The sequence below is a fragment of the Fibrobacter sp. UWB3 genome (genome assembly GCF_002210405.1).
Taxonomy (GTDB): domain Bacteria; phylum Fibrobacterota; class Fibrobacteria; order Fibrobacterales; family Fibrobacteraceae; genus Fibrobacter.
In genome coordinates this window covers 243,650-267,804 of sequence record NZ_MWQJ01000004.1, presented here as the reverse complement: position 1 = coordinate 267,804, position 24,155 = coordinate 243,650, and the positions used below count along the sequence as shown (strand labels likewise).

The 24,155-nt window shown below is 48.2% G+C and carries 16 protein-coding genes; 13 read left to right on the top strand and 3 right to left on the bottom strand.

Translation table 11 applies throughout. From position 1 onward, the window contains the following. Position 1 precedes the first annotated feature (1 nt). Positions 2–1,648, bottom strand: a complete 1,647-nt coding sequence (locus tag B7991_RS06835) for a hypothetical protein (protein WP_088630161.1) — start codon at positions 1,646–1,648, stop codon at positions 2–4. Positions 1,649–1,719: 71 nt separating this feature from the next. On the opposite strand from B7991_RS06835, the gene B7991_RS06830 reads away from it, so the two are divergent. Continuing rightward, the gene (locus B7991_RS06830; RefSeq protein WP_088630160.1) at positions 1,720–2,115 is read left to right on the top strand and encodes a hypothetical protein; all 396 of its coding nucleotides are present in this window, start codon (positions 1,720–1,722) and stop codon (positions 2,113–2,115) included. Here B7991_RS06830 and B7991_RS06825 read toward each other — a convergent pair. Then, a complete protein-coding gene (locus B7991_RS06825; RefSeq protein WP_088630159.1) occupies positions 2,108–6,619 on the bottom strand; it encodes a response regulator in 4,512 nt (1,503 codons plus the stop codon). The genes B7991_RS06830 and B7991_RS06825 overlap by 8 nt on opposite strands. Positions 6,620–6,717: 98 nt before the next feature. On the opposite strand from B7991_RS06825, the gene B7991_RS06820 reads away from it, so the two are divergent. From B7991_RS06820 to dinD, 5 genes are all read left to right on the top strand, one after another. After that, entirely contained in the window at positions 6,718–10,359 is a 3,642-nt protein-coding gene (locus B7991_RS06820) for an exodeoxyribonuclease V subunit gamma (RefSeq protein WP_088630158.1), read from the top strand. 2 nt (positions 10,360–10,361) lie between these two features. Continuing rightward, positions 10,362–14,174 (top strand): UvrD-helicase domain-containing protein, encoded by a 3,813-nt coding sequence (locus B7991_RS06815; protein ID WP_088630157.1) that lies wholly within the window; start codon positions 10,362–10,364, stop codon positions 14,172–14,174. A 1-nt stretch (position 14,175) separates the two neighbouring features. Next, positions 14,176–16,284: an ATP-dependent RecD-like DNA helicase gene (locus tag B7991_RS06810; RefSeq protein WP_088630156.1), complete on the top strand. Its 2,109-nt coding sequence runs from the start codon at positions 14,176–14,178 to the stop codon at positions 16,282–16,284. A 71-nt stretch (positions 16,285–16,355) separates the two neighbouring features. Continuing rightward, positions 16,356–17,057: a hypothetical protein gene (locus B7991_RS06805; protein ID WP_088630155.1), complete on the top strand. Its 702-nt coding sequence runs from the start codon at positions 16,356–16,358 to the stop codon at positions 17,055–17,057. A gap of 389 nt (positions 17,058–17,446) precedes the next feature. Continuing rightward, positions 17,447–18,286 (top strand): DNA damage-inducible protein D, encoded by an 840-nt coding sequence (gene dinD, locus B7991_RS06800; protein WP_088630154.1) that lies wholly within the window; start codon positions 17,447–17,449, stop codon positions 18,284–18,286. Positions 18,287–18,374: 88 nt separating this feature from the next. On the opposite strand, the gene B7991_RS14830 is transcribed toward dinD, so the two are convergent. After that, positions 18,375–18,527, bottom strand: coding sequence for a hypothetical protein (locus B7991_RS14830; RefSeq protein ID WP_176421772.1), 153 nt, complete (start codon positions 18,525–18,527; stop codon positions 18,375–18,377). Positions 18,528–18,634: 107 nt separating this feature from the next. Between B7991_RS14830 and B7991_RS06795 the strand changes: the two genes are divergently transcribed. The 7 genes from B7991_RS06795 to B7991_RS06765 all read left to right on the top strand — a co-directional run bounded on the left by B7991_RS06795 (position 18,635) and on the right by B7991_RS06765 (position 24,149). Next, the gene (locus B7991_RS06795; RefSeq protein WP_088630153.1) at positions 18,635–19,012 is read left to right on the top strand and encodes an Hsp20/alpha crystallin family protein; all 378 of its coding nucleotides are present in this window, start codon (positions 18,635–18,637) and stop codon (positions 19,010–19,012) included. 160 nt (positions 19,013–19,172) lie between these two features. Next, positions 19,173–19,697, top strand: coding sequence for a helix-turn-helix domain-containing protein (locus tag B7991_RS06790; RefSeq protein WP_088630152.1), 525 nt, complete (start codon positions 19,173–19,175; stop codon positions 19,695–19,697). Next, entirely contained in the window at positions 19,595–20,518 is a 924-nt protein-coding gene (locus B7991_RS06785) for an IS3 family transposase (protein ID WP_141099849.1), read from the top strand. Before B7991_RS06790 ends, B7991_RS06785 begins: the two co-directional genes overlap by 103 nt. Before the next feature lie 511 nt (positions 20,519–21,029). After that, positions 21,030–22,160 (top strand): metal ABC transporter substrate-binding protein, encoded by a 1,131-nt coding sequence (locus tag B7991_RS06780; RefSeq protein ID WP_088630150.1) that lies wholly within the window; start codon positions 21,030–21,032, stop codon positions 22,158–22,160. A gap of 1 nt (position 22,161) precedes the next feature. Then, positions 22,162–22,800 (top strand): metal ABC transporter ATP-binding protein, encoded by a 639-nt coding sequence (locus B7991_RS06775; protein ID WP_088630149.1) that lies wholly within the window; start codon positions 22,162–22,164, stop codon positions 22,798–22,800. Positions 22,801–22,802: 2 nt separating this feature from the next. Further along, a complete protein-coding gene (locus tag B7991_RS06770; protein WP_088630148.1) occupies positions 22,803–23,657 on the top strand; it encodes a metal ABC transporter permease in 855 nt (284 codons plus the stop codon). A 72-nt stretch (positions 23,658–23,729) separates the two neighbouring features. Then, on the top strand, positions 23,730–24,149 hold the full coding sequence (locus B7991_RS06765; protein ID WP_088630147.1) for a hypothetical protein: 420 nt from the start codon (positions 23,730–23,732) through the stop codon (positions 24,147–24,149). The last annotated feature ends 6 nt before the right edge of the window (positions 24,150–24,155 follow it).

Here is a 24,155-nt window from a genome sequence, read left to right as displayed (position 1 = left end):
CTTATCCGTTTATTATGTACTCTGCATTTTCGAGAATGTACGTGTCCTTGGACTTTTGGTCTTCGGGAAGACGGTCAAACGGGATAATGTCATGACGCGTAAACGTGCGTTCGTCGGTAGGTCCTGAGCGGTAGCCCATCAAGAGCATGGACATCATCCAGCGGCGATGTTCCGCTTCACGGAGGAGATAGTCGTCTTCCGAGATTTCAAAGCAACGTTTACGGAGCGGGAGCGCATTGGCGCAGTAAATAGCGGATGTCTTGTCGGCCTCGCTCAAACGGTACCACATCTTTTCTTCGGTATCGCGGGTATCAGGATTCAAGTGACGTTCGCGAACGTAATTTGCACGCTGGCCGCGTTCTACGCGCTTGGACTGTACAAATTCCTTCATTTCATCGATGTCACCCATGATGCGCACATAGCCATACATGCCGCTTTCGTTGATATTTTTGATGATATCGTCATTTGCTTCACGCCAGTAAACGGCTATATCTGCGTTATCATAAACAGCTCGCGGCAAATGCACAAGTGTCGAAATCGCCTTGGAGGCATCTTCCTTACAAATGCACACGACCAAGCGTTCCTTGGGGCTTGCAGCCACGGCGGCAATAAAGTTACGTGCCAAATCCGCTTCGCAGTAAGCATCGACAAAATTCCATTCCACGTCGAGGTAATCGCCACGTGCGGTTTCAGGATCGTGCGTCACCTTGTTACCATTGGCATCAACGTAAGTGTACTTCGAAAGTCTAAAAAGCCCCATGCGTGAGACCACCAAACGATCCACCCACTTTTCACAATCTTCATCGACAAACGTAATGCAAGTCTTTAAACCCGTGCGACTGTAATTCGGATAATGGCAAATGTTCGCAACCGCAAACGCCACCGCCTGGGCAATCGGGCCCGTGCCAATCAAGACGACATGCAAGCGTTCATTTTCGGCTTCGCGAATCGTCGGCAAGAAATCCGTTCCCACAAGCAGCTGCTCCGACATGAACTCGTATTCATTAAACACATCGACAAGCAAATGTCCCTTATTCTGTTCGGGGGCTTTCAAATACCACAAAATTTCAGAAGACGAAGGTTCACTCAGCAGCAAATGGCAGTGGATATCGCGCGGGGCCTTTTCGCAGACGTTACGCAAGACTTCAATGCAATGCAAGTTGCGAGAATCGCGTTCAGGGCCGTCTTCGCCAATCACGAGAATTTGGTCTGCCAAAAGCGCACCAGCAAAAAGCAAATCTTCTTCGTTCTCGTAATCTTTTTTGTAATGGATAAAGTGCCCATCAATATCGCGACGGCTCACAACAACAATCGGGCGTTTGTCGCCCTTGAGCGCGCGCAAGATACTTTTGAGCTGATGGCCTGCACCTAGCACAAGCACATGACCACGGACATCGACGTGCTTTTTACCTTCGCGCATCGATTCAGACGTATTCTTGAAAACGTTGATCATGACGCTGATGAACAGCACCGCAAAGACGACATAGCCCGACAAAAAGCCTTTCCAGCCAAGAGTCTTTTCGCCAAGCACCCAAGAGCCAAGCATTACGCCTGCAACAAAAATAATCAGGGATAGGCCAAGTAAAATCAAGAGTTTCTTGGCAATTCCATTCGACCAGGCGCCTTTAATAAGTCCGTTATAATTCATGAAACGCTCCCGATAAATCTGACAATATTATTATAGCTAATTTTTTAGCCGTTTTTATTATCTTTATTTCGATGGATTACGAATATAGTGTTATTGGTTCTATTTATTGTAACGCAGAGGCGATTGCATCGTTTTCTGATGCTCCCGTCGAATACACGTATCAGGGCTACAAGTTTTTGCTCCGCAAATTCAGCGAACAGATAAGCGTCAGCTTGCGCGGCACCACCGACAGCAATTCAAAAGGCGAATCCATCTGCATTCAAGAAATCTGCAAGAACATCCCGGAATCCATCATCACCGAAGTCTGCAAACAGCTTTCCGAAAAGTTCGCCTGTACCGTTTCCATGCGCAAGGGATACGAAGTCTACGGAAACGCAAACGTCTTTAACGGCGGTTCCGACTACGAAGTTATCGAAGAAAAGTGGTTTACCGTCGAATTTGACAACGGCGTCCAAAAACTTACTTAAAGAACTTGGCGAGGGTGGCGCAGAGGATATTCACGTCCACAGGTTTTGCCACATGGTCGTTCATGCCCGATTCTAAGGCAGCGCGCTTGTCTTCATCAAATGCGTTTGCGGTCATCGCAATAATCGGCACATTCGCGACTTCCCTGTTTTCTAGGTTACGAATCCGGCGAGCCGCCTCATAACCGTCAATACCCGGCATCTGGATATCCATCAAAATCGCATCGTACTTGACAGACGAATACTTGAGCTTTTCAACAGCCAAGTCGCCACGTTCCATCGCAGTCACTTCTATACCGCGGTCTTCCAGAATTTCCGTTGCAATTTCACGGTTCAGTTCGTTATCTTCAACAAGCATGACCTTGCGACCCGTAAAGTCATACGTTTGTGGCTGATTCGAAAGCATCTTCAACGCAGAATCAGATTCCAGCGAAATTTCCGAAGAATTCCCACAGAACTTTTCGAGCATTCGCCTTAAATCCGAGGGGAACAAGGGCTTTGCAAAGAACGTGGTCACGCCCGCTTCAAGCGCTTCTTTTTCAATGTCGAGCCAGTCATAAGAGGTGAGCACCACAATCGGCGTTTTCGGCCCAATCACCTTGCGGAGCTTACGCGTAATCTGAATGCCCCTCATCTCCTGCACGTTCCAGTCAATCAAAATCAGCTGGTAATCATCCTTTGCAGTGCGGGATTTTTCGACACATTCGAGAGCGCCTGCATCCGATGTGCAGAAATCATAGCGCAAGCCTTCGCCTTTCAAAGACGCGTCAACGGTTCTGCAAATATTCGGGCGGTCATTAACGACGAGGCAATGCAAGCCCTTGAACTTTCCGGTTTCAAGAGTCGATTCAGAATCTTCGCAAAGTTTAAACTTAAACGTCATCAAGACTTCGGTGCCAAAATTTTCTTCACTCGAAACCTTAATCGTACCGCCCATCATCTCGACAATGTTCTTCGTGATGGACATTCCAAGGCCAGTTCCCTGAATACCGCTCACCGTCGAAGAATTCACGCGGGTAAACGGATCGAAAATCTGCTTCAGGAATGCTTCGCTCATGCCGATGCCGTTATCTTTCACCAGGAACTCATAAACGCCATAGCCCGATTCAGCAGGCAATTCCTTGACATTCATCGTAATGAGTCCATTTTTCGGCGTGTACTTGATAGCATTGGAAACAACGTTTAACAGCACCTGATTCAAGCGCAACTTGTCACAGAAAATCATTTCATTGTGAACGTTTTCAAGTTCCACAAAGAACTGCTGTTTGCGATTGCGGACATCCGAAAGCACAATTCCCTTAAGCGTGTGGATAATATCCGAAAGGCGTTCCGGACGGGCGGTAATGTTCATCTTGCCCGATTCGATGCGGCTCATATCGAGCACATCGTTAATAAGAGCAAGCAAGTGTTCCGAAGACTGCCCGATTTTCGAGAGGTAATCGGCAACCTGTTCCTTGTTGTCGATATGTTCTGCAGCAAGACCCGTAAATCCGATAATAGCGTTCATCGGCGTACGGATATCGTGGCTCATGTTGTTGAGGAACGTCGTCTTTGCGCGGCTTGCAGAATTTGCCATCTGTAGCGCCCGTTCCAAAGCTTCCTGGTCTTTCTTCTGCCTGCGCGTTTCTTCGTCAACGCTGTGGAAGCCCGCCACAATCTGCACCGGGTTCGTTGCAGTCAGCACAAACTTGATTTGCCAATATTCAACGTGTCCAAAGACATTCGCCTTGAAGTTCACGTAATAGGCGTTCTTGTTTTTGAGGTTTTCAAGAACAATTTCCCGACGTGTCGCCTTACAGAATCCTTCGCGGTCCTCTTCGCAGACAAACTTTTCGACAATGGCATCAATTCGATTTGCAAAGCCTTGAATTTCGTTCCAGTTCGGGAACAAACGCAAGAAGACGTCCGTACAGCGGTACACGTTTTCATGCATGGAAACAGTATCAATATAGCACACCAAGTCAAAGTCTTCTGCAAGGCCCTGAATTACCGCCTGCTGCTGGATTTCCTTGCGGAGCACGTCATCCTTGTCGGCAAAACCAAGCGCAGCAAATGTCGGATGGTCCGAATCACCCACCTTCACGAGCTTCATCTCGCAATAGCGATTGAGGAAGTTCACGTACATCGTGTTAAAGCTTTTCTGGGTGGCAAGCTGCTCGCGGATATTCTTGAGAGAACCCGCCTGGAGCATGCGATTCTTATAGATGCCGCTCACAAACTTGTCGACATAGACAGAGTACGCTGCCGAATACTTGACGTTACGCTTGAACGTTTCACCAAACGAATTGGCAGTTGCCTTGTTCATGGAATAAGGCGTAATCTCTTCGGTTTCGAGATTGATGTAGTACACCGACGTGTATTCAGACGATAGCGCTTCGATAATGGAAATATTGCGTTCGAGTTCTACTTTCTGTTCTGCAATTTTTTTGTTCAGCTGAATCCTTTCGGCACGTTTCTTGTCCACTGCGGCAAACGTCATAATCACAAGAGTCGCAACGCCATTGCGGCGTTCCACGACCTGCATCACAAAGCTTATCCACGGGTTCTTGAAAATCGAAGCCTTAAAGAGCAATTCACGACGGTCATCGTAAGCAAGGAGACGCTGGATATACTGCGGGCTTGCAAGGCGCATCCATTCTTCCTTGTATTCGCTATCGACAATCTGCACCATTCGGCTAGCGCGATAAGAACATGTATTGCGCTCTTGCTCGTTGCCAAAATCAACATTTTTCGAGGGCAAAATTTCACGGGCCGTATCGTTCGACAAGTCGCAAAGAAGAATCGCCTCGTACTCCGCCATAATCTTTTCGTGAACAAAGCGGGTACTCACTTCGTTGTCGCGGTTCGCAAACGCGACAACCATTGCCGTGGGCTCCTCGTTTTCGGCATTGACCTTCACGAACTTCATTTCGCTGTAGCGGATTTGCCCCGCAACATTTGAACGGAACAACGTCACATAGGTCTTATTGTTCTTAAGGTAAGCCTTGATGTTGTTGAGTTCACCAGCCTCAAACATTTTTGGCTTATCGGCGTCATAAACAAATTCTTTTACAAAGCTCAGGTACACTTCATTGTAGAGCGCACCCTTTTTTATCATCGTCTCATAATAACGCTGCGACAACTCGTTCATGGAATATGGAATCACCTCTTTGGTCATGAGGTTCACATACATCACCGAGGAATATTCCGACGCAAGCACATCGATAATCGAAAGGTTGATTTCCAATTCCTTTTTCTGCTGCACAAGCTTTTCGTTTAGGCTGAGCCTTTCGGACTGGTCCCTATCCACAACCGTGGCCGTCATGACAAGCGTTACCGGAACACCGTCAATCCTATCCAGGACACGGAATACGTTGCGACACCAAAAATACGAGCCATCACCCGTCAAATGCTTGAAAACAATTTCCCGGCTATCTGTAGTCGCAAAAATACGTTTCAAGTTTTCAATACTTCCAAACTCATTCCACTGTTCCCTAAATTCCTCATGAACAAATGCAGACGCGTTCTTGAAGCCGACTTCAAAAGGAATAATATCCTTTTCTTTTACGCCATTGTAATACTTTGACCTGCGAACAACCTGTATGATATTCTCTTCCAAGTTGATAAGGTCAATGTTTGCAAATTCTTCACTGACTTTTTCGTTGATTTTTTTATTGATGACTTCATCGTTCTTGTTGACAAAGCCCACCAAAAATTCATTATCGTCACCGATATCAAAGCGCATCACGCGCGCTTCGTACCAGCGGGCATAACCATGAGCAATATCACGGAACAGGTAGCGGAAACTACGCTCGCGGGAAAGGCGGTCAAGGACATTGTTTATGTCAAGGCCTTTCATCATCATCTCCCGATCAGCGGGATGAATGACGTCCATGACAACAAGCCCACCTATTCCATTGAGCTTGCCCTCGGCCGGAAAAAGACCTTTGAGTTCGTCCTTGCAATACAAAGTCCTGAACGTGCTCTTTGTCGGGTTGAAGACAAAAACGGACTCCACCTTTTCGCCAAACTTCATGACGATATTTTCGTTGAGGTGGCGTTCAAGTTCGTAGCGCTGCTTGGAACGGATGTCGCGGTCCACATTGCGCAAGCGGAGCACAAAGCCCTTAAGCATGCCGGACTTGTCGCGGTCGGCAAAGAAGTTCATCTGGAAATAGACTTCGGCACCATCCAGTTCACATCTAAACGGGACTATATATTGAGTGGCTTTTTCAAGATTTTGCGCAATCACTTCGCGACGGGTTCGTTCACGAAAATCATCACGATCTTCGGAGCAAACGAAATTATCGCAAATGAGCTTAAACCGCTTACGGAGATTACGCTCTCCACGGAGAGCGGGTACATGGGCAACCAAGAACTGGCTCGCATGGAAAATATCGACATCATCTTCATCTAGATTTTTTGCCAAATCGACATAGCAAACACAGTCAAATTCATCAGCGATGGAATCGATGATTGCATTACTTTTTTCAATCCAGGATTGTTGATTTACGTCTTTATTTATCATTCATGCTCCGTCCCTATTAAATATATGAAAAATCCCCAAAATGCAAATGCATTCATTAAAAACATGCGATTCGTGTCACAGATTAATATATTGTAGCCATGCTATACCTGAAATTCGCGCTGAACCTTGAAAACCTCGCCGATGAACTGATCGAGGCGGTATACAATGCATGGACAAACCCATTTGAGGCCCCTGCCGTCCTATTTCCGGACCCAAAACTGGAACAATGGTTCAGGCTAAAATGGGTACAGAAAAAAAAGTCCCTCGTCGGATTCAACTCGATGATGATCGACCGATTCCTCATGGAAATCCTCATCGGCGATAATCCGCACAAGCAAAAGCTGAATTCCGATATGCTCCGAAATGTGATTCTCGCGTACCTCGTCAAAGAGACTAATGGCACGCCGAACTACATGCAGATGGACGACGAAGTCAAGCGCTATCTGGTCATCGACGGAACGCTCGACGAGACGCACCTTTTTGATTTTGCAAGCAAGATGGCATCGCTGTTCTTGGAATACGAAACAAGCAGGCCGAGCGATTTCATTCGCGGTGTTGACGGGAAATCTGCGCCGGGCATTCTTGATAAGTGGAAGCAAGGGCAATTGGATGATTTTTTTGGAATAGCAAACCACGACATTGCAAAGCGTGAAGCCTGGCAACGCAAGCTGTACTCCGCCATTTTCCACGCCCACGACGGAAAACAATCTCTGCTTTCTGAAGTATTCGAAAACGAAGCGAAGCGCAAGGGTATTGAACGCACGGAATACATGACGATCCCGTACCTCTATATTGCATGCCATGACAAAAATGGCAATGTTCAATTCCACACGGAACACACAGGCAACACGCCGCTATTCATTTTTGGCCTCGGAGGCATGGGCCAGTTCTACCGCGTGATTTTGCAGAAGTACGCCGAAACGCACGACGTTTACGCCTACATCCAGAACCCCTGTATGGAATTCTGGGAAGACACTTCAACCGTTCACAGGCAAAACGCAACGATTCACCGAAACTGGATTTCTCGCAGTGGACAGTGGAGCGACAAGAGCGGGAACATCGACAGCGTCCGCGCAAAGATGTCTGTCGGCATCTCGGATGCGGGCGAAAGCAACGACGTCGATGACATCCCCGAATACACAAGCGCAGAAGCGGAAGCCGAAAATACACTGCTCTGCAACTGGGGACGTTCCGGCCGCGACAACATCAAGCTCTGGTGCCAAGCCGCCAATTACGATTTCGACTTCAGCACGAGCGATGCAAGCAAGCTCCCACACGATACACTTTTGCACAAGGTGCAGTACGCAATTGCAAACCGCATCAACACATTGCCCGACTTTACCGCAAGCGATTGCAAGGCGAAAGACTTTAGCCTAGATGTGACGGCTGCACCGACCAAGATTCGCGAAGTCGAAGCGCTCCACACGAGCATCTGCAAGCTCATGCAAGAAGGCGCTCGCGTGAGCGACATTCTCGTCGTATCGCCTGCGCTAGACGATTACCGCACCGCCATCAAGACGATTTTCGACCAGGCTCCCGAAAGGAAAAAGTACGCTAGCGAAAACGACAGGGACGGATTTTTGCACATCCCGTTTGCAATTGTCGATTCACCGGCCAGAAGTTCGCAGACCGAAAATGTACTGGACAACTTGTTCTCGATTTTGGAACAGGGAACCATTACACGCCCGACATTCTTTGCGCTTTTGCGCAATCCGGTCGTGCAGCAGACGCGCCACATCAGCGAAGACGATGTGAACAATTGGGAAAGCTGGATTGAAGAGACGAACGTCTACCGCGACCGCGAGCACAAAAAAGAAGACTGGCTCGGAGGCGTTCGCCGATTGCTCCTTGCAAAAATGACGAAGAATCCCGTTGCATTTTCACACGGGGATTCTAGCGAAACGCTCATGCCGTATGCAGACATGGCAACAAGCGACAGCCGCTCGCTTTGCAAGTTCGTGGAATGTATCGAATCACTCAAGAAATGGATGGATTTCGGAAAGGCCGGGCAAGTCGCGGACCTCGACAAGCTCAGCGATTTTATCAGCGAATGGATCACGATGTCTGGCGCACCCGATGGTTTCGCCAGCGAAACGATTATCGTCAACAACGTGATGCAGGCCATCGAAGGTCTCCGCAACCAGATGGATGCCGGACTCGAAAGCATCTCGTGGAAGGTCGTCAAGCAGACGCTTCTCACCGCCGCACAGTCATCCGCTTACAGTTGCGGAACGCTTTTCGTCAACGGCATCACGTTCATGAACTTCATCCCGAACCGCATTATCCCTGTAAAGCACTTGTTCTTTATCGGCGGCGATTCCATGAACTTTCCGGGCGCAAAACAGCACAACACGCTAGACCTCCGCAAGTCTTGCCGCCCGTGGCCGGGCGACGATTCGCCTATTGCCAAGCGCCGTTACGCGTTCCTTTGCCAGCTCATGAGCACAAGCGAAAGTTTCCACGTGAGCTACGTGAATCAGGACATCCGCAAGGACGCCGAACTTTACCCGACCTCCGTCGTGAACGACATCCGAAAGTTTTTGGTCAATGCTATTAATTGCAATCAGAACATCACGACCGCAGAGAAAATCGGGCTTTCCGAAGCGTGGCCCGAGAACAAGATTTCGCTGGACGAGACCCGAGACTTTACGGAGCTTTTCACGCAAAAGAGCCTCCGCAACAAGCGCGCATTCTTGAACATGATGCAGGACGGATTTGCACACGTGAACCCCGCAACCGGTGCCATGCAATCTGCAGATGAAAACGTCGCCGTCAAATTGCCCGAACGTGTTCCGCTGTATATGCTCAGCGACTTTTTGAAAGACCCGTTCGAATTCCGCATCAGCCAAATGCTTGTCGCCTCCGAATCTGATGACCCAGAAAAGGAACTGTTCGAGCCGATACATTTTGAACCGCTACAAAAGAGCGCCCTCCTCAAAATGATGGTTGCCGCAGAACTTTCGCACAAGTCCGAAGAGCTTAAAAAATTCAAGAAGGAATCCGCGCTTAAAGGCAACATGCCCGACGGGATCTTTGGCGAAAAACTTCTCGCCGAAATGGAATCGCAAAAGAACTTGATCCTTGCAAAAATGGGCGAAAATCTCGTTTCGCAAATCAAGGAATCCTGGAGCTATCAGGCAAAAATTCAGGACATTCAAATTGACCGCGGTACCGATAGCAAGTGGACTCTTTCGGGAACGCTCGACTGGTGCAATAGCGAAAATCTCGACAACATTTCCGAGATGATTACCGTTTCATCGTCTTACAGCAAGACGACTTTGGACAAGTTCTTATCGTCTTACGTCAAGGCGCTAGCCGTCATTGCACAAAGGGCAAGCACTCTCGACGCAAACGCAGAACAGACTGTAAAGATTTCCATCTACAATACCGAAGCTACCGCAGAACCGTCGACCGCGACGGTCTCCATGACACCGCAAAAGGCGACCGAAACATTGCAAGAAATCTACACCGCCGCATTCGGTAACGAAACAGAGCGTCCCTATTCCAAGGCTGTTCCCGCCAGCTTGCTCGACACGCAGGGCATTACAAATATCCGCGCGTTCAAGGACAAGCTTTTAGACTGCTGGAAATATTTCGACAAGAAATCCCTTTTCGACCCCATCACCGATGTCGGTTTTGAAGCCAATAACTTTACAAACCAATGGGCCGATGCGATAAAGAAAATGCGCAGCCTCATGCTGATTACAGTCACCGAAAACGCAAAGAAAAGGAAGGCTTAATCATGGAAAATTTCAGTCTCCAAAAATTCGACCCTTCCAAAAGCCTTTTCATTGAAGCCTCAGCAGGCACTGGCAAAACGTACACCATCCAGTTGATGGTCGCAAAGCTCATCAGCCTTGGCACACCGCTCAAGAAGATTCTCATCGTCACGTACACCGAAAAGGCCGCCGGCGAGCTCAAGGACCGCATTCGCAAAAAAATTGACGAAGTCCTCGTGAGCCGCAAACTCGACAAGACTAACGAAGCAGAAAAGGAACTCGACGACGCTACACTTGCACTGTTTTCCAAAGCCTACCAAGATGTAGATAACGCCGCCATTTTCACGATTCATTCGTTCTGCCAAAAGGCGCTCAAGGAATACGCCTACGATGCGGGCAGACCGTTTGACATGTCGATGATTGACGATAGCGAAGTTCACGATCTTGTCGAACAGTTCATTCGCGACAAGTGGAGCGACAATAGCGACTTCCAGTTTTTGCTCAAGACCGATTCGGCACAATCCATCGCAAACAAAGTTGCAATGGGTCTCGAAAATATCGTCAACGTCTATCGCGGTAGTGAAGGCGACCGCGAAATCATTCCTCTCGACAAGCCTGAGCAAATCACTTTTAGCGATACGGCTTTAAGCGATGACGACATCCGCACCATTGCCGTTGCAAAAACTTTTGACGACATTCTCAACATTGCCATTTTCCAAGACGCTTTTTCGACACTCGAAAAGCATCCGACTGAAAAATTTGGCAAGACTTCTAAAAATTGCATTAGCGATTTTTTAAGCGCACTCAAGCTCTGGGAAAAAGACAAGACACTCTTTTCAGGAGTCTCGTTCAAGGATAGCGATTTCGTTCGCACAACGTGGCCGACCGACGCTTACGAAGCATTCTTATCTTTCAAAGCATTGAAAGAATTGCTCCCCTCCATCAATAGCGTTTTGCTCAATAACTTCTTGATTTCGCAAGCCGCAAGCGTTTTTGACGAATGGCAAAAATACAAGACCGAAAAGAAATGCCAGTCGTTCAACGACATGATTCTCTCGGTTCACCGCGCAGCACTTGACACAAGCAAAGGCGATTCCTTGCTCAAGAGCAGGCTCCGCGCGCAATACACGTACGCCATCATTGACGAATTCCAGGACACGAACCAATTGCAATGGGATATTTTCAGCGCTATTTTCGACAAGATTTTTGTCGTGGGCGACCCCAAGCAATCTATTTACAGTTTCCAGAGTGCCGACGTGAACGTCTATCAAAAAGCGATTCACGAAATCAAAAACGGCATGTCGCTACAGACAAATTTCAGATCCACCACAAGAATCATCAACGGTTGTAATGAGCTTTTCAAAGGCGACTTTTTCACACCGAACGAAGGAGCAACAAAGCTCGTCGATTTTGAGCCATCGCTCCCGCCGCAAAACGAAAAGCAAGTCAAGGCTCCGCCTAAGATTAACAACAATGAAGTAGCTCCCATCTGGATTAGCGAGCAAGACATCAACGAAGTGGATTTTGCGCGCGCCGCCGTTCAGAAAATCATCGACTGGTGTACTTTCGTCGATGGCAAAAAAACAACTTTGCAAGTATTCGATAAAAAAGACTGCACACAGTACCGGAACGTGACCTTCAAGGACTTTGCCGTACTCGCCCGCAGCCGTGGTGAAATGGACGCCATCGAAGATGCGATGCGCTCCGCTGGAGTTCCGTTCAGCCGTTACAAAGACAGCAATCTTTTCAGTTGTCGTGAATGCGCCGAATGGATCGCCATTTTCAAGGCGATTAACGCGCCCGATTTTTCAGCATGGAACAGACGCCTTTTGAGCGAAGCGCTCATCACGGACTTTTTCAGGATTGCATGCCAAGACATCCACTACGCCGAAAGCAAAGCGTTCGATGATCCAAACAATCCCGTGCGACAAAAAATAAACGCATGGACAGAACTGGCACAAAAGCGCCGTTATGCCGAAATGCTCGAACGCATCTACAGCGATACGCAAGTTGAAGAACGTTTGACAGAAATTTCGAGATTGCAAAATTTAGCAAGGCTCCGTCAAATCGGCAATTACGCCATCGAATACCTTTACAATCACAACTGTTCCATTGAAGATCTTGTGCGCCACTTGGAAGCGCTCGCAAGCTACAGCGAAAACGCCGATGATGAAGATGGCAACCTCGTTGAAAAAAGTAGCGATTACGACGCCGTGCAAGTCATGACGATTCACGCCTCGAAAGGCCTTGAATTCCCTGTCGTGATTTCTGTCGCAGGTTTCAAAGGCAAGCGCCCCGCAACAGGCCCGTTCCTTTACCATGACAACGACGAAATCCGTCTCGGATTCAGCGAACACGCCAAGACCACGCGCGAACTCGAAGAACTTGAAGAATGGAAGCGACTCTTCTACGTTGACTTTACACGAGCATCTTCAATTCTCATGTTGCCACGTTACGAGAAATGGAAAAATACCAAAGGCGTCAAGCCGGAATACGCATTCCTTGAAAGTTCCATCAATGGTCTCATAGAGAACGCATCGGATCTGACGACGATTTTACCGAAAACGGAAAACTGGAATCCGCAACAGCTAAGCGAAACCGTCAAGGAGCACATTTTAAAACCGCTCAATGAAAATTCCGAAATCGGGAAAGCATTAAGCGCTGACGAAATTCGGGACAACATCATCCAGCAAAAATGCGCCATGGCAAATTTGCAAACCAAGCTCGCCGACGCAAGCATCATGCAGTATTCGTACAGTTCGCTTTCGGGCAAAGCGGATTCGCCTGTAGACGCAGATGATGGCAACCGCACGAATCGCGAAGGCGAAGAAATCGCAACAGCGCGCACATCAACGGTCCAGATTCGCGACATCGATACCGCAGCAGTCAACTGCACCATCGCAGCCGATGCTTCGCTTGATTACCAGACGCATTTGAACGAGAGTGCACACAAGTTCCCGCGCGGTTCACACGCCGGTAACGCGCTCCACCGCATTTTCGAATGCACCCAATTCCAAAAGTTCGGTCTGGAAAACAAGACGCTCGAAGACGCATTCGCGAATCCGCAAACGAGAAACATCATCGAAGAAGAATTCAAGCGCGAATCGCTCCCCATCTGGAATCATCGAGACGCCTGGATTGACATCGCCACGCGTTACACCTGGAATACGTTGAACGCAAGGCTGCCAGAAATCGCGGGCAATTCCGTGCAATACACAGAGCAAGATTCCGCAGGGAACGCCAAACAAGATGCGCCGCAGACATTTGCGCTGGTTGACATTCCGCTAAGCGACCACAAGCCCGAAGTACAGTTCAACCAGAACGCCACTGACGAGATTCTGGCGAACTCCCATAACGAGAATCGCACAAACTCTGAAAATAACGCAAGCGACGAAAAAAGCGCCGAAAGCGACATTCTCAAGCGTTTCAGCAAAGGCTTCATCGACTTGCTTTTCGTCCGCACCATAAACGGACAAAAGTACTATTCCATTCTCGACTGGAAATCGGACATGCTCGAGAACAACAACTACACGCCCGAAGCGCTCAAGGAAAAAGTCGATAACGATTACTCCATCCAGCGCGTACTCTACAGCTATTGTCTGATCCAATGGCTCAAGCAGTTCTACGGCGAAGGTACAGCCGAGAACTTGAGCGAATCTGAAATTTTTGAAAAGCACTTTGGCGGTATCTATTACGCGTTTATTCGCGGCACCGAAGGCGGCACACCCAAGGGCATTTACGCACAAACTTGGAACAGTTTTAACGACCTCGCAAGCGCCTATCAAAAAGTAAAAGATCTCATGAGCAAGCCCTCCATCATTAAGGAGGAAAACTAAAATGGATAAGAAAATAATCGCTACAGAATCGATTGACGAATTCATCGACGCGCTTATTGAAATGCGCGGACTCGTTCCGCTTAACAAGCACTTGCTCCACTTGCTTTTTGAAATCAAGAGCGACATTCCGCTCCATACGCAAAAATTCCTGACGCTATGCATGTCGCTCCTCGACGACGGCAACACGCGTGTTCCGCTGGACTCCCAGCATTTCTCCGCAATGTGGGCCCGCAAATGGAACGGTCTCGTGATGCTCCGCATCAGCACCGCCGAAGAAGACATCGACGAAAACGCATTTGCAACCGCTGACGATTTCGCAAGCATTATCGCAGACAGCATTCAAGACCTCCTGACAAGTGACTTTTCTGCCATTATGGAAAGCCGAGAAACCGACACGGCTTCCACCGAAGACTCTTTAAGCAAGCCGTTCATTCTCGCCAAGCGCGAAAGCGGTACGCACCTCTATTTCACCAAGCATTTCGATGCCAAATGTGTCATTGAAAAAGCGGCAAAAATTCTGTTCAAGGACGGCAGCAAACCAACCGATGAAGAAATCGCGCAGTGCACCGAAAAAGTCGCAAGCATCTGCAAGCCTTTCGGCGACAAGCCCTTCACCATCAAGAAGCACCAAGCAGAAGCCATCATCCGCGGGCAATCCGAAAACCTCGTTGTCACAGGCGGCCCAGGCACCGGCAAGACCACCGTCGTTCTCTACATTCTGTGGAACCTGCTCGCAAACCACAGCGAAATGCTCGACTGGAACATCTATCTCGCCGCTCCGAGCGGCAAGGCGGCCGACCGCATGCGCGAAAGCCTTATCGACGGCCTCGCCAGAATCCGCGACGAACAAAAGACCGACAACGAGCGCATTTTCCGCAAGCTGAACGAACTTGAAAGCAGCACCATCCACCGTCTGCTCCGATTCTCCAAAAGCAACGGCGGCTTCATGTACAATCACGAAGAGCAATTCCCCAAGAATTCCATCTTCGTCATTGACGAAGCGAGCATGATCGACATCGAAATGTTCGCAGCACTTCTCGAAGCCATCCCCGAAGGCGCACGCATATTCATTCTCGGCGACCCGTTCCAGCTCCCGTCTGTTGATTCCGGCGCCGTCCTCGGCGAAATCCTGAAAGTGCAATCCGGCAAGGATTTTTCCGTCAAGCTCAACGAATCCAACCGATTTGACGATCGTTCAAACATCGGCAAACTCGCCACAGAAATCAAGGAAGTCGCCGAGAGCAAGGACAACAACAAGTTCGTCCCGCACAAATTCGTAAGCGGCGACGCATCTGGCGACCTCGATGAAACGGGAAATGCCGCGACCTTCAAGGATAAAGTTTTCTACAGAAAACTAGAAACCGACAACACCCCGCTCACCAAAAAAGAAGAAGACAAGCGCATCGAATCGTTCATTGCCGAATGGTCCCGCGATTTTGCAAAGCTCCCTGAACTCGCCGAGCAAATCAACCCCCAACGCACCGGCACCGAAGCAGATGATCCAAACCACAGCGAAACCGCTCGACGCAACCAAATCTGGCAGCTTTCGCTGACAAAGCGAATCCTCTGTGCCGAACGCCGAGGCCTCCGCGGTATCGAAAACATCAACAAAAAAGTTTGTTCCAAAATCAAGAGCCTCTGGCGCGCCAAAAAGAAATCGCAAGGCGAAACCGTCCAATGGGATGATTCCGGCTACTTCCCGGGCCAACTCCTCATCATCACGCGCAACCAGGAAATGTTTAAGCTTTACAACGGCGACACGGGAATCGTAGTCTTCGACGGCAACACGCCCTGCCTCATGCTCAAAAAAGCGCCACCCCAAGGCAGCGAAAGAACCCGCGACGACTTCGTCTTCTACCCACTCTCGGTCCTTCCTGAAGATTCCATCACCACCGCATTTGCCATCACCATCCACAAGTCGCAAGGCTCCGAGTACAAACACGTCACCATGTTCCTGCCGACAAAAATCGGTCACCCCCTCCTCACCAACCAAATCATATACACAGGCATCACCCGCGCCAAGGAGAGCGTTACCATCATCGCAAGCGACGACACATTCAAAGCCGCAGTCACCACCGTCAGCGAGCGCGACACGGGAATTTCGCTATAGTTTTACAATTCTTTGTACCCGCGCCCCCATTTCTGTGTATATTTAAGTAAGAAAAAAATAAAGGAAGAAAAATGGCAACAATAAAAGAACTCAAAGCAAATGGCGCCCCGCGTTTCAAAGTCCCGGGCAAAGAAGAAATCTACGACGCATTCGACCAGTTCCTCGCTGAGAACTTCCTCGGCGAAACCGTCGAAGCCATCCCCGCGGCACCGGCCAACGGCGAATTCGCCCCGCAGGCTCTCGCCCTCTACGCCATCGCGAACACGGGCAAAGGCAACGCAGGCCTCTGGAAAGCAGGCACCGGCACGTCCTCCAAGAACTGGGACCTCAGCTTTTTGCAGGGCATCCTGAATCAGTTCTCCACCCTCCCGGCAGCCACACGCGGCAAGACAGTCTCCGAAATCAAGGAACAGCTCGAAGACTTTGCCTCCAAGAAGTTCGCCAAGAACCCCGCAAACGCCCGTAACGGACTTTTGCATCTCTGCAACCCAAACATCTACGCCCCGATTTATTCATTTGCAGACAAACTCGCAATCTGCAAGGAACAGTCTCGCCTGCTCGAAGATTTCAAGCTTTCGAACCGTTGGGATAGCGGCCTCTTAAAACTCAAAGTCTTCCGCAAAGACGGCTACGTCGCCATCCAAACTGACGAACAGCTCTGCTGGATTTTCGACAAACTCTCCGTAATGCACAAAATCGAAGACGAAGAATTTGAACAATTCATGAAGAACTACTTCACCGCTCCGAAAAAGAGCACCGCAAAGAAGAAGTAATTAAAGCGTCATCCTGACGCGAAGCGAAGACAACCTCAAAAGGCGAGTATTGCAGCCATGCTTACATGGCTATAACCGAGCCGAAGAGGTTGGGGCTTGCCCCATCCAGTTACATTTCACACAGCACATCGCCCGCAATTACGCGGGCGATTTTTTTTGTTATCGTCGCAAGTAAAAAGACTTGTGCAGACAACATCTGCACAATAAAAAACTATTTGAGGAAGATGAACCTGTAAAATTTTCTTAAGCCCCTTGCCAGTTTTTTGGATATTAGGTACATTACATCTCAGCGCGTCATTCCGTCAAAAGGAATGATGCGCTTTTGCTTTATTTAGTTTTACCATATTGCAAGGGCGTTCCTAGAAACAACAATAAACACAGGAGGGCCTATGGCTAAAAAAGAAATTGTCGCTTATCCTCAGCAGATGTTCGAGAATATCAAGCACGTTGACGAAAACGGAAATGAATTTTGGTTCGCAAGAGAGTTGCAAAAAGCCTTAGAATATACCGAATATGGCAAGTTTCTACCTGTGATAGAAAAGGCTATCGAAGCATGTCGGAAAACTGGCTTTGATGAGGGAAACCATTTCGCCCACGTGAGCGAGATGGTCAGAATCGGAAGCGGAGCAGAAAGAAAAATGGATAGCTACAAGCTTTCCCGTTATGCTTGTTACCTGATTGTAATGAACGGGGACCCCCGTAAAGAAGTGATAGCCCTTGGTCAAACATATTTTGCCGTTAAAACCCGTCAAAAGGAACTTTCTGATGAAGTTGCACAGCTTTCAGAAGACGAAAAACGTTTGGCTATTCGCGATGAGGTTACGATTCGCAACAAATTCCTAGCCAGTTCTGCGAAAGCAGCTGGTGTTGAAACGCCCGTGGATTATGCGGTGTTCCAAAATCGCGGATATCAGGGCCTTTACAACGGCTTGGGAATGAAAGACATTCACAAGCGTAAAGGTCTCAAGAAAAACGAACAAATACTGGACCACATGGGAGCCACCGAACTTGCGGCGAATCTGTTCCGTATCACGCAAACAGACGACAAACTCCGTCGTGAAAACATCAAGGGAAAAGAATTGGCAAATGAAACTCATTTTGCCGTAGGCAAGAAAGTTCGCCAAACAATCGCCGAACTTGGTGGAACAATGCCAGAAAACCTCCCCACGCCCAAAATCAGTACTAAAAAGTTGAAACAGGAACGCAAGAAAACCATCGCGAAGAAATAACAAATCTCGCCAAAAGAGTTCCCATTTCATTTTGACGCACCGATTGTTTCACTGGCGAAACACCGACCGTCACTTTCTGAAATACCAGTCACTCCTGCGACATTCCAACCGCATTTTTCGGCCACCCACGCACACATTTTCGCACATTTTTCACCGCGTTTTCCATCAAAAACCGCGATTTTTCATCAAATTTCGCCATTTTCGCAATTTTCGCCATCACCTCACAAAAAAATTTTTCCACTTATCCCGCCAAATTGAAAAAGTTGGCACGGCTTTAGCTTAAAGTAGGGTGTAAAACAAAAGGGCCAACGGTAAACGCCGAGCCCGCAACAAAAAGAGGTTAAAATTATGATGAACACACAGATCCTTCCGAACGCTTTCTATGGTATCCAGAACTTCATTGACAGCTTGAACGCCGCAAAGGCACAGGGCGAATGCACTTACACGCCGAAGGCAGACTACTACGAAACCGAAGGCGGCTTTGCTCTCGAAGTCGAGCTTCCGGGTGTCAAGAAAGAAGACATGGACATCCAGGTCGAAAAGAATATCTTGACCGTCAAGGCGACCCGCGCACGCAAGGACGAAAAGTTCACTTACGAACGTAGCTTCCGCTTGGCAGACGATATCGATACCGAAAACATTAAAGTCTCCTTGGAAAACGGTATCCTGAAATTCGACCTTACCAAGAAAGCTCAGGCTGCAGCCCGCAAAATCACCATCGCCTAAAAAGCGATCGGGCAAACGCCTAAAATTTCATAAGCTCCTTTTTCATACAACTCCTCCTTAGAACAAAAAATTCCCGGCAGCGATGTCGGGAATTTTTTTTATTTGTCATGCCCGCGAATGATGTGAACCCCGAAAGTTGGACACAACTTTCGGGGTTTTCATGTATAAAAAACACACAGAAAAAGAGTGGGCCAAGGCCTTGGAAATGTACCAAGAGGGATATGCTTCCACTATTATTTCAAGAACAACGGGCATAGATAATCGAACTCTACGGCATCGATGTCGACAGTACGAGATAACCGGTGTCTGGTACACAGGAAGAAAAACGAACATCCGTTCAAATGCAGAACTAAAAAAGTCTGTCATAAGAGCCGTTGAACAACAATCGCTATCTTTGGACGTAGTTACCGTCAAATACGGAATAAGCCGTCATTGCCTGCAGGCCTGGCTGCGCAAGTTCCGTCATGGCGGCTACGAAGAACTTCTTGCAACAAAGCCCAAAGGGAGGCCTCCAAAGATGTCGATGTCAAAGAAACGCCGTAAGGAACTGAGCGAAGTTGAGCGTTTAAGGGAAGAGGTGGCATACCTAAAGGCGGAGAACGCCTACCTAAAAAAATTGAAGGCCCTAGACCAGGAAGAAAATGCCGAGATGTTCGGTATAGGGCCCATGTCGTCCGAGAACTAAGCGACGGGCACGCACTCAAACATCTTCTGAAGGCAAGCGGACTGCCCCGCTCCACATACTACTACAATCTCCGCAAGAAACCGGACCGCTATGCAGCCGAGCGTAAGCGGATCCGGACAGTGCACGCAGAACACCGCGGTCGCTACGGGTGCAAGCGAATCAGTGCGCAAGTAAGGAGCGAAGGCTACTTGATTAACCACAAGACAGTCTACAGAATCATGAAGGAAGAAAACCTGAAGAACGTCAGAAGGCGCAGCAAGTATCGGTCCTACAAGGGTGAAATCGGCAGGACCGCACCGAACATACTGAACCGCAACTTCACCGCGACTGGACCAAACCAGAAATGGACTACCGATGTGACTCAGATAAACATAGGTGCAAACAAGTGCTACCTCTCACCGATACTCGACATGTATAACGGGGAAATTGTCTGCTATACCATATCAGATCGTCCCGACCTGAAGATGGTCATGGACATGCTGACAAAGGCCTTCGCCAAGGGTCGAACAAGGAACGGGTTGATACTCCACTCCGATCAGGGATGGCACTACCAGCATGCAAGTTACCAGAAATCGTTACGGGATCACGACATCGTCCAGAGTATGAGTCGCAAGGGTAACTGCCTGGATAACGCCATGATGGAGAACTTCTTCGGCATAATGAAATCAGAGCTGCTCTATCCGAACACCTTCAGGGATATGGATCACTTCAAGGATGAACTCAGAAAATATATCAAGTATTACAACAACGACCGGATAAAACTGCGCCTAAAAGGAATGAGCCCGGTGCAATACCGGACTCATAACACTGTTTTATCCTAACTTTAAACTGTCCAACTTTTTGGGGTCAGTTCACATGGCGGGCATCTCCTTTTCTATTGCCAAAATTTACTTTTTGTACTATATTTCAATTTGCGAATGATTCTCAAATTGAATTTACACGTACTTGACAGGTTGATGGTCGCGCTGGCGCTCTTTTACACGGAGCACCACGTTGAACATCATTGTCATGGCGAGCATTGCCACGTCTGCCATCACCTCCACCACTGTCTGGACTTGATTTCGGAATTTTGCTTTGAGCTCGTTGAAGCACCGATTGAAATCATTTGCCGCTGTTTTCTTTTTAAGTTAGTGAAATTTGCAGTCCTTGTACTGCGCCCGACAACGCTAGTTTCACAAAAGATTTTACTGCTAAATTAACTTTCCAGCAGTACAACTAAATTCTTTTTCAATAGAATCTTGCCATGAACGCCCCAGGACTCGTCTGGGATAACATCAGGCATATTCTTTCTATTGCCCTAAAAAATTATTCAACATTCATAAAAGGTTAAAAATGAAAAAACTTTCATTTTGTTCTTTGGCGTGCGCCATTTTTGTCGCAGCGCTCTTTTCTCTCGTAGCCTGCAACAGCGTTTCCGAAAACAAAAAGCAGGAATCACACGAATTCTCCATCATCACCACCATTTATCCTGAATACGCGTGGGCAAAAGAAATCCTCGGAGCACGCACCGATTCCGTCAATCTCACGTTGCTCATCAAGAACGGCATCGATTTGCACAGTTACAAGCCCACAGCTCACGATGTCGCAAAAATTGCAAGTGCCGACATGGTAATTTACGTCGGTGGCGAATCTGACGAATGGATTAAAGACGCGCTCACAGCATCCCCGAAAAAGGGCCGCGTTGAAATCAATTTGATGGAAGCTCTTGGCGACCGCGTAAAGGCAGAAGAAATCGTCGAAGGCATGCAAGCTGAAGAAGAACACCATCACGAACACGCAGAAGCCCATGAAGCAGACGAACACGAACATCACGCAGAAAAGCATGAACATCATGACCACGAGCACGCCGAAGCGCACGAAGAACACGAGCATCATGACGAACATGCCGAAGCTCACGAGCACCACCATCACGATGAAGAAGTTGAAAATGATGAACACGTTTGGCTCTCGCTGAAAAGTGCCGAAATTCTCGTCAAAAAAATCGCCGAAGAACTTTCCAAAATCGATGTCACCCACGCATCCGCCTACAAACAAAATGCCGATGCCTACATTGCCCAAATCCAGTCACTTGACGCAGAATACCGCACCGCAGTAGAAAGCGCCGCCCGCAAGACAGTTCTTTTCGGCGATCGATTTCCTTTTCGCTATCTGGTGGACGATTATGGCATTAAGTATTATGCCGCGTTTGTTGGCTGTTCCGCCGAAAGCGAGGCTAGCTTTGAAACTATCGCATTCCTCGCAGGAAAAATGGACAGCGAATTCCTCCCGTCAATTTTCATTATCGAAAACGGCAATGACAAAATCGCAAAGGCAGTACTTGCCGCAAGTAAAAAATCCCAGAACGCACAAATTCTCACCATCAATTCAATGCAGTCTATCACAGAAGAGCAAATAAACAACGGCATCAATTACTTATCGCTAATGAGAGCCAACTTGGAAAACTTGAAAAAGGCTTTGAACTGATATGTTTCTGCTCAAGTGCAACAAATTAACACTAGGATACAACAACAAAGACATTCTTCACAGTTTTGATTACGGGATTCATTCCGGCGAATACCTCTGCATCATCGGCAGAAACGGCTGCGGAAAAACGACATTTTTGCGCGGCCTCGCCGGAGTTTTACGCCCAAAATCTGGGAAGATCGAACTTTGCGACAATCTCAGGCGAAACCAAATCGGCTACTTGCCTCAAATCACGATAGCGCAAAAAGATTTCCCGGCATCTGTCGAAGAAATCGTCCTTTCGGCATTTCAAGGGAAAAGCCTGTTGTTGCCATTTTATGGGAAAGCCCTCCGCAAGCGCGCAAACGAGTGCTTGGAACTCACGCGGACAGAGAATCTGCGGAAAGAAAGTTTCCGCGAACTTTCTGGCGGTCAAAAGCAGCGCGTTCTTTTGGCGAGAGCTTTGTGCGCTGCCGAGCGCTTGTTACTTTTGGACGAGCCCGTCACAGGGCTTGATCCCGAATCATCGCAGAATATGTACAACATCATCAAGGACCTTCACGAAAATAAGAACATGACTATCGTGATGGTCACGCACGACGTTGAGGCCGCACGCAACAATGCCACCCGTGTTTTGAATTTTAATGAAATAGTGCAATAATCATGCTTGACAAACTATTCTTCTACCTAGACTTCCCTTTTGTACGCTACGCGATTATTGTCGGAACGCTCATCTCGCTATGTTCCTCGCTTTTGGGCGTCACGCTCGTTCTCAAGCGGTACTCCTACATAGGCGATGGACTTTCGCACGTCGCATTCGGAGCGCTCGCGATTGCTGCAGTTCTTAAAGTCACGAACAACATGCTCATCATTTTGCCCGTGACCGTAGCTGTTGCAATTTTACTCCTTTGCGGTAGCAGAGACTCGCGTTCGGGCATACAAATCAAGGGTGATGCCGCCATCGCCATGGTTTCGGCTGGGGCCCTTGCCATAGGCTATTTGCTGGTGAACATATTCTCGTCATCGGCAAATGTCGCGGGCGATGTCTGCACAACGCTATTCGGCTCCATGTCCATTCTCACGCTCAAGCCGACAGACGTTTACCTTTGCGTAATCCTTTCTGCAATCGTCCTCGTAACATTCGTCCTCTTTTACCACAAGATTTTTGCCATCACGTTTGACGAAAATTTTGCACGTGCAACAGGCGTAAATGTCAACGCATTCAATCTCCTTATCGCCATCATCATCGCAGCGATTATAGTCCTTGCCATGAATCTCGTTGGCGCGTTACTCGTTTCGGCACTCGTCGTATTCCCCGCACTTTCCGCCATGCGAGTTTTCAAAAGCTTTTTCACAGTAACCGTTGCCGCAGCTGTAATTTCCGTCGTCTGTTCCCTCACCGGTATCATCATTGCCATCCTCGCTGGAACTCCTGTCGGTTCAACGATTGTCGCTGCCGATATTGTCGCATTCCTCATCTGTTACACAACAAGTTTCATCCGCTGTAGGAGAGCTTAACGTCATCCTGAGTCCCGGAACGGAGTCCGGGATAAACTCCGCGAAGGATCCATATTTTTTGGAGATCAAATTTTGCATAAGTTATTTACAATTTTTCTTCTACTCCTTTTCACAACAGCAACATTCGCCAAGGAAAATTCCAGCATTGTCGACATTGATCTCACGCGAATGAGTAGCACCATGGTTTACTCGATGGTTTACCAAATGGTCACTGACCCGCAAAAATACGTCGGCAAGCGCATCAAAATGAAGGGAGCCTTTTCGAGCTATTTCGATGAAGAAGCAAACCAACGTTTTTTCGGTTGTGTTATCAAGGACGCCCTCGCCTGTTGTTCACAAGGTCTCGCATTTGAGCTAGCCAAGCCACGCAAGTTTCCAAGCGAATACCCATCCGAAGGCACATCCATCACCATCATCGGCACATTTGAATTTGAAAAAGTAGAAGACGGCATCGGTTTCCCAATAATCAAAGACGCCAAAATGTTCAGATAAGATTTC